A 15,019-nucleotide genomic window follows, 5' to 3' on the forward strand; every position below is an offset into this window, starting at 1 on the left:
AGGCAGGCTGCTAAGGTGCTAGCGCTGGGCTGCGTACTTTTGTTTCCCCAATTTCCCGCAAAAGCGTCCGTATGCGTCCACTTCTCCTCTTTATAGTACCTGTCTTCTCTGGATTAACGGCTTCGGCCAACGGGTTTGAGACTGGCCCGCAGGGTGCCCGCGTGTTGGGCCTGGGTGGAGCCAGCACGGCCTACATCAACAGCATTGCAGGCCTGAGTACCAATCCCGGCCTGCTGGGCCAATGGGGGGATTCGCTCACCCGCATCAGCATCGGCCACCTAAGTCAGTTTCGGCGCTCATCGTTTGTGGGCCAGGACACCTACCGGCGCACCGACCAGGAGCTGACCGTGCAGCCCGGCGGCTACTTTTACGCCACCCATGGCGTGGGCAAGCGCGTGGCCGTGGGCCTGGCCGTGACCATGCCCTACGGCTATCACACCAAGTGGCCCAATACCTGGGAAGGCCGCTCGGTTATTCAGGAAAGCCAGCTATCCACCTACTTTGTGCAGCCCACGGTGGGCTTCCGGCTGAATGATAACTTCAGTGCCGGCGTGGGCTTCGTGTACGCCTACGGCAAGTACAGCCAGCGCCGCGCGCTGGGCCAATACGACGACCCGGCCGCACAGTCGAAGTTTAGCAGCAGCGGCCAGGGCTACGGCGTGAACGTGGGCCTGTATGGCCGCACCGGCGAGACCCTCGCCTTCGGCATCAGCTACCGCAGCGGCCTGAACCTAAAAATGAACAACGGCAAGCTGACCACCGCCGGCGTGCCCGAGCGCGACGACTCGCTGTACCCCAGCACGGCCGACTTCAAAACCCAGATTAACCTGCCCAGCACGTTGTCGGTGGGGGTTTCGGACCGCATCACCAAGAACCTGCTGCTCACCTTCGACTTCACCCTCAGCGGCTGGAGCTCCTTAGATTCGTTGAAGCTGGATGTGGCAGCCAGTGGCACGGCCCCGGCCCGCAGCATCAGCACCGCCCGCCGGTATGAGGACGCCCTGGCCTTCCGGGTAGGCGCCGAGTATCAGGCAACCCCCAAGTTAACCGTGCTCGGTGGGTTGCGCTACGCCGATACGCCCGTCCGCGACGAGTTCATCAACCCCGAATTTGTGGATACCAACACCCTTGGCGCCTCGGCGGGTGCCGTTTACCAGCTGGGCCGCCTGGCGCTGGAAGCCGGCTATGCCTTCGACTACGGCCAGCGCCGCACCGCCCGCGCCAATCCCGTTATTGACCGGGTGGCCAACGTGAGCGGCACCTACCGCACCGGCACGCACATGGCGTCGGTGGGCGTAGCAGTGGCTTTTTAACTCAACTCCCTGCTGATTTCGAATTTCGCGATGAATACTTTTTACTTCACTCAGTTGGGCCGCACAGGCTTGGTAGCCGTAGCTACTGCCGTGCTCAACGCCTGCGCGCCGGGCCAGGATACGCCTACGCCCACCACGAGCGTGGATGTGACCCGCTACGTGGCGGTGGGCGACAGCTATACGGCCGGAGTGAGCGCCGGGGGCCTCACCCGAGCCAGCCAGGAATATTCCTTTCCCAACCTGCTGGCCCGGCAGTTTCAGGGGGCTTCGCGCGAGGCCGTTTTTACCCAGCCGCTGTTGGAGGCAGGCACGGGCTCCGGCTTTATTGAGCTAGTGGACTTCCCGGCTACGGGACTGCCCAAAACGCGCCGGGTGGCGGGGCAGGCCGTGCGGCGCACCATCATCAATCCCGGCACTTGCGCTGGCCCCGACACCGTACGGGTCCTCACCCGCAACAACCCCAGTAGCACCCTGCCCCAGAACCTGGGCATTCCAGGCCTGGCCCTCAGCCAGATTGAAACGGCTGGGTTGGGCAACGAGGGGTCGGCCGTGGCCAGGGCTCCATTTAACCCCTATTTTGAGCGCCTGCTGCCCCCGGCTACCACCCGCACTTATCTGCAGGCGGTGACCGATGTGGCGGCTTCCGCTACTTTTTTCACCTACTTCCAGGGGCTCGACGACCTCCTGCCTTACGTGCAAAGCGGCGGCCAGTGCGGCGGCCGCTACGACAGTACCGCTTTCCGAAACCAGGCCCTGCTGACCATGCGCACCAATGCCCGCAAGGTGCTGGACCGGCTGGCGGCTGGCGGCCGGCCCGGCATTATTGCCAAGCTGCCGGCCCTCACCACGCTGCCCCTGCTGCGGCTGGGCAACGGCACGGCCCTGCTGGAACGCTTCAGCGCAGCACCCGGCGTGTTCATCACCGTGGGCAACCCCTTCCGGCCGGCGCAGGTGCGGCCCATTACGAGCCGCGACTACGTGCTGGCGCCCCTGCTCTCCCGGGTGGGCCAGCCCACGGCAGTAGTGGTAGGCGGCGCTACTCTTATGCTCCCCTATGGCCTCGACAGCCGCAACCCGCTCCGCGACGCCGATGTGCTCGACGAATCGGAGCTGACCTTCGTTTCCTTCGTGCTCAACGGCTATAATAATGAGCTGGAGACGCTGGCCCGCGACGTCTACAAAATGCCGGTAATTACCCCCGATGGCAACCAGCGGGCGCTCAACCTGGACGTGGTTCTGTTTGACCAGGTGGCGGGTCTTATATCGGTGGGCGGCGTGGTGTATTCTCCCGAACTGGTGCGAGGCAATTTTTTCTCGCTTGACTACTACACCCTCACGCCTCGCGGAAACGGGTTGCTGGCCAATGCCTTCATCACCGCCATCAACAAAGCCTACCGGGCCAACATCCCGGCCGTGGATGTGAACAGCCTGCCCACGGTAGCGCAGTAAGCGCAGCCTGCGCTACTGCAGGCGGTAGAGACGCAGGGCCAGCGTGTCGGCAGTGGCGCGCCGGGCGGCCAGTAGCGTGCGCTCGAAACCAAGGCCCATGTATTCGGAGTGCTCCAGGAATAATAGCGAGCTGTGCAGCTGCGGGGCGGGCCACGCAACCACGGGTGTCTGCTTCTGCAGCGAGTCGAACCGGTGCACGCCGGCCACTCGCCAGTAGCCATCGAGGAGAACGTATTGGTAGCCCTGGCGGCGCAGGCCGGCTAGCTCGCGCTCGTCGTACACCACGGTGAGGCACTGATTGGAAGCAAGGTAAGGCGCCACACCCAGGCCCACGGTGCTGGCTACTTTGGTGGCGCCGTGCGCCTGCAGCCAGGCGCCCACCTTAGCGTAGGGGTTGGGCAAAGGAGCGAACAGCTCCCGCTGAATCAGCCGCAGGTTCAGGCCTGCGGCCATCAGCACGCCCCCAACCAACGCCCAGCCCGACACCACGCGCCGGAAGCTCAACACGGCCAGCGCGGCGAGCGGCGTGTAGGCAAATAGCAGCCCCCGCGGGGCTTTCACTAGCAACGACATGCCCCCTACCAGGCACACGGCCCACACCAGCAGGTACGGCAGCAAGGCGGTGGGCAGCACGCGCCAATTGGTGCCCGCCCGCAGGCTGCGCCACACCTGCCAGGCAGCTACCACCAGGCCCGCCAACAACAGCAGCGACTCGTAGCGGAGCAGGTAGTGAAAGTAGTAAAACAGGTCCAGGTCGAGGGTGAGCTGGCGGCCGGCAGGGTTAGCTGCAGTTGGTACCACCACGCGCACATAAAACGCCAGCCAGCGGTACCACGGCAGCCCGGCGGCCACGCCCACGGCACCCAGCACCACAAAAGGCACCAGCAGCACCAGCAGCACCCGGCCCCAGATACCGCGCTTCCGCCACAGGCCATCGGCCTGCCACACTTCCAGCACCACCAGAATGGGCACCGCAAACAGGAACTTGTAGTCGAAGCTCAGCCCCAGTGCCAACCAGCCCGCTACCAGCAGGATAGCCGCGGCACTGGGGCGCTGCAGGCGCTGGAAGTGGCTGCGCAGCAAGCATGCGAAAACCAGCAAATCAACCGAATTCATGGTGAAATCTCGGCCGGCGAAAGTGAGTAGCAGCGACGTGCCCGCCAGCGCCACCAGGGCGGCGGTTTCGGGACCCGCCAACTGGCTGCGCCCAGACACCCACCCGCAGAAAAACCCTAGCGCTGCCACGCCCAGCAGCGCATTGATGGTTTGGAAAACGAGAAAGTCCCGGATAAAAAATGCCACCGGGGCATAGAGCAGAAAGAACCCTGGGCTGCCGTGCTGGAACATATTTGCAAAGTCGCCATGGGCTACCTGCTGCACTATCTGCCAGTTGAGTACCGAATCGAAGTCAGGCGGGCCAGCTTCGGGGAGGCGCCACAGCCGCAGGCCTGCCACGGCCAGCAGCGCCCCTACGAGCCAGAAGGAGCGGCTTGGGGCTGGCTGTTCGTTATTTGTAGCCGCAAATGGATGCATGCAAAAATCGGCACTGGTTGCCGCGAAGGTCGGGCACGGCCCTGCAACATTGGCACAAGTGCTCAACTTATTCCCTAAAATCACCTTTTATGCGTCTCGTTATTCAGCGCGTCAGCCAGGCCCAGGTCACCGTCGATGGCCAGGTTACGGGCCGGATTGGCCCGGGCCTGCTGGCCCTGGCCGGCTTCGCCCCTACTGATACCACCGCCGCGCTTACGTGGATGTGCCGCAAGCTGGTGCAGCTCCGCATTTTCGGCGACGAGAACGGGCAGATGAATCGCAGCGTGGCCGACGTAGGCGGCGAAATCCTGGTGGTGAGCCAGTTCACGCTGCTGGCCGATGCCCGCAAAGGCAACCGCCCCAGCTACATCGGGGCCGCGCCCCCACCCGTTGCCGAACCTCTTTACGAGCAGTTTGTGGCCCTGGTGGTCGCGGAGCTGGGCAAGCCCGTGCCCACCGGCATTTTCGGCGCCGACATGAAAGTCAGCCTACTCAACGACGGGCCGGTAACTATTGTGCTGGATTCGCCAGCCTAGCTTTCATATTCCCCCTTGACCATGACCATCAAAGAAGCCCAAAAGACCGTTGACACCTGGATTACGACCACGGGCGTGCGTTATTTCAACGAGCTGACCAACATGGCCATTCTCACCGAGGAAGTGGGCGAAGTGGCCCGGCTCATTTCCCGGCAGTATGGCGAGCAGTCCTTCAAGGAATCCGACAAAGGGCGCGAGTTAGGCGACGAGCTGGCCGATGTGCTGTTCGTGGTCATCTGCCTCGCCAACCAGACCGGCGTAGACTTGACCGACGCTCTCACCCGCAACCTAGCCAAAAAGACCCAACGTGACAACCAGCGCCATCAGAACAATGAGAAGCTGAGATAATAGTGGTTATGGTTAGCTAAACATCCGACGTTACGCAGGCACTTGCTGGCGCGCGTCTGCGACGCGCTGCCGACTGGCTGCGAGCCTGTGGCTCGGGTTGGGGCCGTTGATAAGGGCCCACTATCGGTTGTTCGCCCCCGCGTCGCAGACGCGAAACCAGAAGGCAGCGCGTCGCAGACGCGCGCCAGCGCGGTACAACTAACCGTTATTTATGAGCCGGTCGTGCTGCCAGCGGGGCAGCACTTGGGCGTAGGCGTCGATTTGCAGGCAAAACTCAAAGTCCTTGCTGGCCTCCAGTGAATTGAGGCGGCGCACATGCGCTGACTGCAACAGGTAATTGGACAGGTTTGGCTCACCCTGCTGCCAGAGGTGCAGCGCGGCCAGGGTAGCATCGGAGCTGCGCACGTCAAAGTCCGGCGTCAGCCGCGCCGCCAGGGCACCGCCAAATACGGTGTCTTCGAGGCAGAACTGGCCTTTCCAACCGGCACATACCACCAGCACGTCGCGGCCCTGCGCCCGGACAAAATCGGCCACGGCCGCCAGGTTTAGAAAGGAACCCACTACCACGGCATCGGCGGCCAGGGAACGACGCAGGGCCATGGTGCCATTGGTGGTGCTGATGGACAAGGCGCGGCCCTGAACCGGCCGCCGGGCATCCAGAAACCCAAACGGAGAGTTACCCAGGTCGAAGCCGGCGGCGGGCAGGCCGTCGCGCTCGGCGGCGGTCAGGCAGCCGTGTTCCTGGCCATAGGCGGTGCATTCGTCCAGCGTGGCCACCGGAAAAACATGCGTCACGCCCTCCCCCAATGCCGTGACTATGGTGCTGGAGGCCCGCAGAATATCCACGATAACGGCCACTTTCCCCCGCAGGTCATACAGGTGCAGCAGCTCCGGCGAAAAGCAAATATCTACTTTGGGCACTTTTTAGTGGTTAGGGATTAGCAAGTAATAGACTTATTCACGAGTAAAAAAGAACGTCATGCTGAGCGCCGTCGAAGCACCTCGCTTGCTGTAGGTAGTCCAATCGATTGGGTTTACTACCACACTCGAGGTGCTTCGACGGCGCTCAGCATGACGTTCTTTTATTCAGAAACAATCTGATTAATAACCGTTTATACTTCTGCTCCTTTGGTCAGGGGCAGCTTGTTCACCGTAGCGGGCAGGTTCTTGCCGCGAATCTGCACGAAAATCTGGGTGCCGGGCGCGGCAAATTCGGTTTTAACATAGCCCATGCCGATGCCTTTGCTGAGCGAAGGCGACTGGGTGCCGCTCGTCACGTCGCCAATCTTCTGGCCTTCGGCATCTACCAGTTCGTAATGACCGCGGGGGATGCCGGTGCCGTCCATGATGAAGGCGACGAGCTTTTTGTTGACGCCCGCTTCCTTCTGCTTTTTGAGGTTTTCAGCGTTGGTGAAGTCTTTGGTAAATTTCGTAATCCAGCCCAAACCAGCTTCCAGCGGCGAGGTAGTGTCGTCGATGTCGTTGCCATAGAGTGCAAAGCCCATTTCCAGGCGCAGGGTATCGCGGGCCCCGAGGCCAATGGGCTTGATGCCGTATTCTTTGCCTGCGGTCATGATTTTATCCCACACCGCCGCAGCGCTTTCGTTCGGGATGTACAGCTCAAAGCCGCCAGCGCCGGTGTAGCCCGTGGCCGAGATAATGACGTTGGGTGCCCCGGCAAAGGTGCCCTGCACGAAGGAGTAGTACGGAATGCTGCTCAGGTCCACGTCGGTGAGAGCCTGCAGTGCGGCCGAGGCTTTGGGCCCCTGCACCGCAAACAAGCTAGTGCGGTCCGAAATGTCTTCCATTTCCGCACCGTCGTGGTTGTGCTGCTGAATCCAGTTCCAGTCTTTTTCAATGTTGGAGGCGTTCACCACCAGCAAGTAGTCTTCATCGGCCAGCTTGTACACCAGCAGGTCGTCCACAATGCCGCCGTCCTGGTTAGGCAGGCAGGAATACTGGGCTTTGCCATCGGTCAGCTTGCTGGCATCGTTGCTGGTCACGCGCTGAATGAGCGGCAGGGCCTGCGGGCCGCGCACCCGGAACTCGCCCATGTGCGACACATCGAAAATGCCCACTGCGCGCCGCACGGTGTGGTGCTCGTCCAGGTCAGAAGAGTACCGCACGGGCATGTCGTAGCCGGCAAAGGGCACCATTTTAGCACCCAGCTTGCGGTGGGTTTCGTCGAGGGTAACGGTTTTCAGGGAAACGGTCATAAGAGTGACTGAGTGGCGGGTTGGCTGTGTGGGAATGTACTTGATGGTGCAAAGGTGCGGCAAAAAAGAAAAGCCGCCTCTGAGCGAAGCGGCTTTTGATTATAACCCGTCATGCTGAGCTTGTCGAAGCATCTCTACCGCAGCAGTAAATCTGATTATTTACGGGGTAGAGATGCATCGACAAGCTCAGCACGACGGCCTACTCACTCGCTACACGCGCACCATCCAGTTGTGCACGTCGGCACCTTCGCCGGAGCGAATGGCATCCAGGGCCGCTCCCACGCGCTTCGAGAAGGCATTGGGGGCCACTTCGGGCAGATGGTAGTCCTGGCCTTCGTAGCCGATGGTGGCAATGGGCGCAATGGTAGCGGCCGTGCCTACACCGAAAGCTTCTTCCAACTTGCCGGCAGCCAGCGCTTCCATTATTTCGCGGCTGCTCACTTTGCGCTCCTCTACCACTAGGCCCATGTCGCGGGCCAGCTGCAGCACGCTACGGCGCGTGATGCCATCGAGGATGGACGTGCTAAGCGCGGGCGTCACCACGCGGCCGTCAATGACAAAAACGGCGTTCATCGTGCCCGACTCTTCCACGTACTGGTGCTCCGAAGCATCGGTCCAGATGAGCTGGTTGTAGCCTTCTGCCTGGGCCAGCTTGGTAGGGTACATGGCCGCGCCGTAGTTGCCGGCGTTTTTGGCAAAGCCCGCGCCGCCTTCGGCCGAGCGCACGTACTTCTGCTCGAAGCGCACGCGCAGGGCCTTGTTGTAGTACAGGCCCACGGGGCTCGTAAAAATCATGAAGCGGTAGGACTCCGACGGCCGCACGCCGATGAAGCCATCGGTGGCAAACATAAACGGACGGATGTAGAGCGAGCTGCCCGTAGCCGTAGGCACCCAGGCGGTATCCAGGCGCAGCAATTCGAGGAGGCCCTGCATAAACAGCTCCTCGGGAATGTGCGGCATGCACATGCGCTCAGCCGAGGCATTGAACCGGGCCCAATTGTCTGAAGGACGAAACAGAGCCACCCCGCCATCGGCCTGGTGATAGGCTTTCATGCCTTCAAAAATGGCTTGGCCGTAGTGCAGCGCCGAGTTGGCGGGGCTCACGACCATGTCGCCAAACGGCAAGATTTGCGCTTCCTGCCATTCGCCATTGTGGAAATCCACAACAAACATGTGGTCAGAATACACCTTGCCGAATTCCAGCTTGGGGTCCAGTTCGGCCAGACGTGAGGTAGTGGAACGTTGCGTGCGAATGGGAAGAATGTCTATCATAATGGAGCTCTTTGGGAATACAGATGGGTGGGATTTTCTGAGTGTGAAGTTTGAGAACAGGGTGGCTAAAACTTTAAAAACCAGTAGCCGACTGGCAACAAATCAGGACGGTTCCGGTGCCGGCCTAGCGTTAACCAGCCCAGTCACAGCGGAGGCAATCGGCCTAAAGACGGGCCTTCCAGGTCACCTCCTCCACGCCCAGTTCGTGCGCCATGTACCGGCTAAGCACAAACAGGTAATCAGAGAGGCGGTTTAAATAAACGATAACGAGTTCTGCTACAAAAGATTCCTCGCTCAGGTGAATGACCATGCGCTCGGCCCGGCGGCACACGCACCGCGCCACGTGGGCGTGGCTAACGGCCGGGTGCCCACCCGGCAGAATAAACGCCCGCAGCTCCGGCAATTCGGTGTTCATGCGGTCCATTTCTTCTTCCAGCAGCGTCACATCACCCGCGTGCAGGTCGGGCAGCTTCATCTTCGATTTGTCCGGGTCGGCGGCCAGGGCCGAGCCCATGGTGAAGAGGCGGTCCTGAATTTCCTTGAGCAGCGGCCGGCGGGCAGCGTTCACGTCCTGGTCGCGCACCAGCCCGATATAGGAGTTCAGCTCGTCTACCGTGCCGTAGCACTCAATGCGCAGGCTGCTCTTCGGCACGCGCGTGCCCCCAATGAGGGAAGTAAGGCCGGTGTCGCCGGTTTTGGTGTATATTTTCATGGCTGGTAGTTGTTAATGATGCACTGCCGACTGCTTGTGGCGCAATTGTCGGCCCGCAGGGATATCAATGCTCCGCTACCGCGTGTGAATGAACGTTGTGGTTTATCTCATCGGATTCCACCAGGCCGTCGCGCAGGCGCACAATGCGGTGCGCATAGCGGGCAATGTCCTCCTCGTGCGTCACCATGATGATGGTGTTGCCTTTGGCATACAGCGCCTCAAACAAATCCATGATTTCGTGGCTGGTCTTGGAATCCAGGGCGCCCGTAGGTTCGTCGGCCAGCAGCACGCTGGGGTTGTTTACCAGGGCCCGGGCAATGGCCACGCGCTGGCGCTGGCCCCCGCTGAGCTCATTGGGCCGGTGCGAGGCGCGGTCGGCCAGGCCCACGGCCCGCAACGACTCCAGCGCCCGCTCGTTGCGTTCGCGCTTGTTGAGGCCCGCATAAATAAGCGGCAGGGCCACGTTGTCGAGGGCACTGGCGCGGGGCAGCAGGTTGAAGCTCTGGAAAACGAAGCCGATTTCCTTGTTGCGTACTTCCGCCAGCTGGTTGTCGCTCATCCGGCTCACGTCCTGCCCGTTGAGGATGTACTGGCCCTTGCTTGGCGTGTCCAGGCAGCCCACAATGTTCATCAGCGTAGACTTGCCCGAGCCCGATGGACCCATGAACGCCACGTACTCGCCACGCGGAATCTTGATGCTTACCGAGCGCAAAGCGTGAATAACCTCCGCGCCCATTACGTAAGCTTTAGCAATGTCCGTGGTTTCGATGACGTTGGGATTCATGACGCTGAGGGCTTATTGCAGAGGTGAGGCGGCCGGAGCCACAGAAAAAGAGTCGGCCTGCGCCGCGCGGGTTGCAGCGCGCGCAGCATATTCAGTAGCTAAAGTAGCATATGCCGCCGCAGGCAGCCGCTGGCGTAACTGCGCCCGGGCATCCACCGCGTACTCGGTCAGCCCGGCATCGGCGGCAGCCAGCACGTAGGCTCGCAACAACGCCAGCGACTCAGGGTTTTCGGCCAGGCCGGCCCGCAGCGCTTCATACGCCGCCGGGTAGTTGCGGCGGCGCGAGTAGTAGCGGCCAGCCACCAGCACGGCCTCTTCGTTGAAAGGCGCCTCGCGCACAATGCGTTGGTAGTTCTTAGCGGCAGCCGCGTCGTTCTTTTGCTGCTCGGCTTGTTGAGCCAGGCGCAACCAGCTGTCCCCCACGCGGGCCGGGCTTTTGTTGGCTGAAGGTGAGAGACCCGTGGCCAGCGCACGCAGGGCCTGCCGCCCCCACTGCCGCTGCCCCGAATCGGTAGCCGCCACGAGCCGGAGCGCGGCCGTGCGTGCCGAATCGGGGCGGCCGCCTAGGGCTAAGGCATACACGCGGGCCTCGCGGGCCTGGGTAGCGCCGTTGGTGGCCGCAAACTCCAGTTGGTTGGCCGCGGTGGCGTACTGCCCCTGCTGCAGCTGCCACATGCCCAGCAGCTGCTGGTAGTAGGCAGCACTGGCCGTGGTGCCGCTGGCCAAGGGCAGCAGCAGCTGCCGGGCCATTTGCTCCTCCCCGCGCGCATGGCGTGCCAGGGCCTGCAGAAAGAGCAGCTGTTCGTAATAGTTCTCATTTGCCGGCTCGTTGGCCAGGTCCGCCAGCCGCGCCAGCAATGGCGTCGTAAGCCGGTCGGGGTGCGCGGTGGCATTTAGCAGCACTATGTGATAGAGCTGCGCGAAGTTGGCATCGTCCAACGCCATTACCTGAGCGGGCCCGGCCGGTGTAGCTTCCGGCTTAGCCGATACGCCCAGTAGCTGCAGCAGCGTGTAGTTGCTGGCCAGCGCAGGCTCATTGGCCTGGGCGATATGCTTGTCGCGAAGCTTTTGGGCTTCGCTCAGCAGGTTTTGATTCAGCAAAAAGCCCAGTTGGTTGGTTTTGCTGGCGTAGCTGCCCGGCGCCAGTTCTTCGGTCTTGTCCAGGTAGAAGGCCACAGAATCGGTGAGGGCGGTCTGGGTGAAGAACTGCGCCAAATCGCCGGTGAGGGCCGCGCTTTGGGGCATGGCCCGCAGGCCCCGCCGCAGAATATCCAGGGCCTCAAACAGGTCATTAGGGTCGCGGTGCAGGGCCGCCAGCCGCAGCGACACTTTCTCGTTCGGCGCCCGCAGCAGGGTTCGGTTCAGGGCGTTGATTTCGTTCTGACGCTGCTGGCGGAAGCGGTAGAGCGCGGCCCGGCCCATCTGGGCGTGCAGGTTGCCGCGGTACAGCACGTCCCCGCTCTCGGCGTAGTAGCGTTCAGCCAGCAGGGCCAGGCTGAGGTCGTCGGGCTGCGCTTCGCTTTGCTGGCGGGTGAGGTCGCCCAGGTTGTTGTACTGGCCTGCCCGCACCTGGTCGGGCAAGGGCAGGTTTTCCCGGGTCTGCACCATGGCAATGCCGCCCAGCGCCAGTATGTACACCGTGTAGAACGGTAGTCGCCGCGGCTCAAACACCACCCGGTACACCCGCAGCCGCCGCTGAATGAGCGGCATGAAATTCACAAGCACATAAACAAAAAAACCAATACCCACCAGCAGCAGCGCCAGCCCGGTAAAGCTGCGGGCCGCCACCAGCAACGGGGTATTGTCGGTGCAAAGGCATAAGCCAACGCCCCCGCCGCCCCCATCACCAGCACCGGGTATAGCTGCGCCATGCCCTGGGCATAGGGCACCCATTGGCCATAGCTGGGTGCCCGCAGGCGCAGGCCCACCCCACTAACAAGCACGGCGGGCAGTAGCAGCACCAGCGGGTCCAGGGCCAGGCCCGGCAGCAGCTGCAGGGTGTTACCATTCCAGACGTACAGAAACAACACACCCAGATACAGCAGACTCGCCGCCACAAAAGGCCACAGCCCAAACCGGCTGCCGGGCTGCTCGGCCTGCGTATTAAACCACAGCAGGGCCCGGATATTCTCCACGCCCACCCACAGTACGAGCAGAGCAAACAGCACCGCACCGCCCGGCGTAGCGTAGGCCGCCAGCTGCAGGACCGTTTCTACGGCTGGCAGCTGGCTTTGTGCAAACAGGAGCCCGCCCACGGCCGCTACCAGCAGGCTCATTATCAGGCCACGGCGGGCCAGGGACAGGCTCTCGGCAAAGGCGTGCAGGCCAAAGGCGCCGCCGCCCACCACGCCCAGCATCAGGTAGAGAAAGTACCGTTCGCCGCTGCCGAAAATCCCCAGAGACTCCGTATTCAGCGACAGCAGGAAAAAGATAACCGGTACCATGCCCGCCACGAAAGCCGTGCGCGCAAGCGTGCTCACCACGGCGGTCCAGCCGGCCAGCACCACGGCCAGGAGCACCAGCAAACAGGCAGCGGCAACCGGCGCCGTAAAGGGTCCCACCACGTCGTGCGTGAGGGTAGTGACCAGGCCACTGGCCTGAATGGGCAGGCGCACGGGCCCGGCCGCTACGGATTCCAGCATGAGCGGAATTTCCTGCAGCTGCGGCACCAGGCGAACCGGCAGCGTGGCATCGGCCCCGGTGAAGTAGTAAAACACCACCAGCCCCACCGCCAGCGTGGCCAGTACGGCCAGCCAGCTGGGCCGCCAGGCACGGGTAGAGAGCAATTTCGTACTCAACTACTCCAGTACTTTGGGCACCCGGAAGTAGTCCGAATCCTTGCGGGGGGCGTTGCGCAGGCCGTCTTGGTGGCTCACGGTGTTGCGGGCGTCGTCGTCACGCAGCACGTTCACTTCCTGGGAAAGGTGCACCAGCGGCTCCACGCCCGTCGTGTCCACACCTTCGAGCTGGGCCACAAAATCAAGGATGTTGTTCAAATCGCCCAGCATCTGCTGCTCGCGGGTTTCGTCGAATTCGAGGCGGGCCAGATGGGCCAGGCCGCGCAGGGTACCAAGGTCAGTGCTCAAGGGAATGCAGGATAATAGAATACAAATCAGGAATTGACGGACTGCGGCTGGTCCTTTGGGGAAGCAACAGGTGTCGGTGCCCGCCACGTGCTGGGGCCGGGCTTTACGGCTCCTTCGGGCAGGAAGTCTTCGGCCAGCTGGGCCGCTACCCGCGCTTTCAGGGCCGGAATATCGGCCAAAGTCAGGCTAGTGGTTGAAATGGGCGGATGAAATACAATTTTAAGCCGATGGTAGCGCACACGCAGGTCTTTCTTCACATCGGGCATAAACATGTGGTTTAGGGGCATGCACACGGGCACCAGGGGCACCCCGGCTTCGATGGCCAACTGGAAAGCACCATCCAGCAAGGGCAGCAGCTCGCGGCCCGGACTGGGAGAAATACGGCCTTCGGCAAAGATGGCAATGCTCTTGCCCTGCGCCAGCCCGCGCCGCGCCGCCACCATGGCCCGGCCCCGGCTTACGGCACTGGTCCGGTCCACCGTCACGTACACACGTCCAAAGGTGGGGCCCCACAGCGGCACCTTGGCCAGCGAGGACTTTCCCATCATGTTCAGGAACCCGGGAATGTACTTAAACAGCATCATAATATCGACATACGAGCCGTGGTTGGCCACGTACACGCAGGGCCGCGGGGTGGGCTCCTGGCTGTGCCGCAGCACTTCCACCGGCACACCCCACATGGTAATGGACAGTGTCGACCAGAAACGGTTCAGAGCGTGTACCACGCCGCCGCCGTCTGGCCGCCGGCTGAAATACCACTGCAGCGGGTAGATGAGCACGAACGGCACCAGGAACCAGAAAACGGCCCAGGTAGTGTAAAGACGCTGGCCAATGTAACGAAGCAGGTGGCGCATAGCAACAAAGTTAGGCACTGGCCAATGAGGGGCTGGCAGTCTCAGAGGATGGAAGCAGGAACGTCCTCCCAAGCCAGCCGCGCCACCCGGCCACAAGGTTTTTGCAGCTAGCGGCTTGCCAGGAATTTCTCAGCCTTCAGCAAGCCCGCTACGCTGATGCCATCGGTAATCCGGTCGTCCATCACCATGCAGATGGCTTCGGCCAGGGGCAGTTTCCACAAGCGCAGGTCTTCGGTCTCTTCCGGCTCCAGGTCGCCTTGGGTAAGGTCTTCGGCCAGGAACACAAAGCCTTCTTCATCGGTGACGGAGTTGGAAGTGTGCAGGCGGGCAATACGGGTCCAGCGGGCAGCCGTGAGGCCGGTTTCTTCCTTCAGCTCGCGCTGCGCCGATGCCAGAATATCGTGCTCAATCAGGCCCCCGCCCATGGGGATTTCCCAACTGTACTCGTTCAGGGGGTAGCGGTACTGGCCCACCAGCCAGGTATTGCCTTCGGCATCAACGGGCACTATGCCCAGGGCCTTGTTTTTCATGCTCACCACACCATAGATACCCGCTCCCCCGCCTGGGTTCAGCACCTGGTCTTCGCGCACCGAAATCCAAGAATTATTGTATTTCACCTCCGTGCTCAGGGTTTGCCATGGGTTATGGGTTTCGTCAAATTGCAGAGTAAAAACAGTGGCCATATAATTAATAAAACAGGCAGAATGATGCCGTAAATTTAACGTTTATTGAGGAAAGGCAATTTGCTCGTTATTGACGTTGACATTACCCTCACCGGGCAATTCGCTCCGTTGGCCGGCTAAAATCACTGGTTAATCCAAATAAGATTTCGTTCGCTCGCGACTATTTACTACCTTTGAGGCATAAGTACCCCCGCACGGGCTGGAAATGTGGAAAGGAAGGACCTCTCGTGCGG

The 15,019-nt window shown here is 61.7% G+C and carries 15 protein-coding genes; 4 read left to right on the plus strand and 11 right to left on the minus strand.

Annotated features, from left to right (window positions below; all coding sequences use genetic code 11):
* The first annotated feature begins 71 nt into the window (after positions 1-71).
* Both BEN48_RS15305 and BEN48_RS15310 read left to right on the plus strand, forming a co-directional pair.
* On the plus strand, positions 72-1,313 hold the full coding sequence (locus BEN48_RS15305; protein ID WP_070735811.1) for an OmpP1/FadL family transporter: 1,242 nt from the start codon (positions 72-74) through the stop codon (positions 1,311-1,313).
* 30 nt (positions 1,314-1,343) lie between these two features.
* Positions 1,344-2,762 (plus strand): hypothetical protein, encoded by a 1,419-nt coding sequence (locus BEN48_RS15310; RefSeq protein WP_070735813.1) that lies wholly within the window; start codon positions 1,344-1,346, stop codon positions 2,760-2,762.
* A gap of 12 nt (positions 2,763-2,774) precedes the next feature.
* On the opposite strand, the gene BEN48_RS15315 is transcribed toward BEN48_RS15310, so the two are convergent.
* On the minus strand, positions 2,775-4,295 hold the full coding sequence (locus tag BEN48_RS15315) for a hypothetical protein (RefSeq protein WP_070735815.1): 1,521 nt from the start codon (positions 4,293-4,295) through the stop codon (positions 2,775-2,777).
* 89 nt (positions 4,296-4,384) lie between these two features.
* Between BEN48_RS15315 and dtd the strand changes: the two genes are divergently transcribed.
* Both dtd and BEN48_RS15325 read left to right on the plus strand, forming a co-directional pair.
* Positions 4,385-4,831: a D-aminoacyl-tRNA deacylase gene (gene dtd, locus BEN48_RS15320; RefSeq protein ID WP_070735817.1), complete on the plus strand. Its 447-nt coding sequence runs from the start codon at positions 4,385-4,387 to the stop codon at positions 4,829-4,831.
* A 21-nt stretch (positions 4,832-4,852) separates the two neighbouring features.
* On the plus strand, positions 4,853-5,179 hold the full coding sequence (locus BEN48_RS15325; protein ID WP_070735819.1) for a nucleotide pyrophosphohydrolase: 327 nt from the start codon (positions 4,853-4,855) through the stop codon (positions 5,177-5,179).
* A gap of 198 nt (positions 5,180-5,377) precedes the next feature.
* On the opposite strand, the gene BEN48_RS15330 is transcribed toward BEN48_RS15325, so the two are convergent.
* The 10 genes from BEN48_RS15330 to BEN48_RS15375 form a co-directional block, all read right to left on the minus strand.
* Positions 5,378-6,100, minus strand: coding sequence for a 2-phosphosulfolactate phosphatase (locus BEN48_RS15330; RefSeq protein WP_070735821.1), 723 nt, complete (start codon positions 6,098-6,100; stop codon positions 5,378-5,380).
* 191 nt (positions 6,101-6,291) lie between these two features.
* A complete protein-coding gene (gene gcvT, locus BEN48_RS15335; protein WP_193408685.1) occupies positions 6,292-7,395 on the minus strand; it encodes a glycine cleavage system aminomethyltransferase GcvT in 1,104 nt (367 codons plus the stop codon).
* 210 nt (positions 7,396-7,605) lie between these two features.
* On the minus strand, positions 7,606-8,667 hold the full coding sequence (locus BEN48_RS15340; protein WP_094122970.1) for a branched-chain amino acid aminotransferase: 1,062 nt from the start codon (positions 8,665-8,667) through the stop codon (positions 7,606-7,608).
* Positions 8,668-8,830: 163 nt separating this feature from the next.
* Positions 8,831-9,379: a cob(I)yrinic acid a,c-diamide adenosyltransferase gene (locus BEN48_RS15345; RefSeq protein ID WP_070735825.1), complete on the minus strand. Its 549-nt coding sequence runs from the start codon at positions 9,377-9,379 to the stop codon at positions 8,831-8,833.
* A gap of 64 nt (positions 9,380-9,443) precedes the next feature.
* The gene (locus tag BEN48_RS15350) at positions 9,444-10,163 is read right to left on the minus strand and encodes an ABC transporter ATP-binding protein (RefSeq protein WP_070735827.1); all 720 of its coding nucleotides are present in this window, start codon (positions 10,161-10,163) and stop codon (positions 9,444-9,446) included.
* A gap of 12 nt (positions 10,164-10,175) precedes the next feature.
* Positions 10,176-11,888: a tetratricopeptide repeat protein gene (locus BEN48_RS15355; protein WP_125932680.1), complete on the minus strand. Its 1,713-nt coding sequence runs from the start codon at positions 11,886-11,888 to the stop codon at positions 10,176-10,178.
* Complete coding sequence (locus tag BEN48_RS15360) at positions 11,879-12,949, minus strand: hypothetical protein (RefSeq protein ID WP_125932681.1); 1,071 nt, start codon at positions 12,947-12,949, stop codon at positions 11,879-11,881. The genes BEN48_RS15355 and BEN48_RS15360 overlap by 10 nt, the downstream gene beginning before the upstream one ends.
* A gap of 12 nt (positions 12,950-12,961) precedes the next feature.
* Positions 12,962-13,249, minus strand: coding sequence for an Asp-tRNA(Asn)/Glu-tRNA(Gln) amidotransferase subunit GatC (gatC, locus tag BEN48_RS15365; protein ID WP_070724715.1), 288 nt, complete (start codon positions 13,247-13,249; stop codon positions 12,962-12,964).
* 26 nt (positions 13,250-13,275) lie between these two features.
* Positions 13,276-14,103, minus strand: coding sequence for a lysophospholipid acyltransferase family protein (locus BEN48_RS15370; RefSeq protein WP_070735832.1), 828 nt, complete (start codon positions 14,101-14,103; stop codon positions 13,276-13,278).
* A 107-nt stretch (positions 14,104-14,210) separates the two neighbouring features.
* Entirely contained in the window at positions 14,211-14,786 is a 576-nt protein-coding gene (locus tag BEN48_RS15375) for an NUDIX domain-containing protein (protein ID WP_070735834.1), read from the minus strand.
* Positions 14,787-15,019 lie beyond the last annotated feature (233 nt).

Origin of the sequence: Hymenobacter glacialis (assembly GCF_001816165.1) — a bacterium.
GTDB lineage: Bacteria > Bacteroidota > Bacteroidia > Cytophagales > Hymenobacteraceae > Hymenobacter > Hymenobacter glacialis.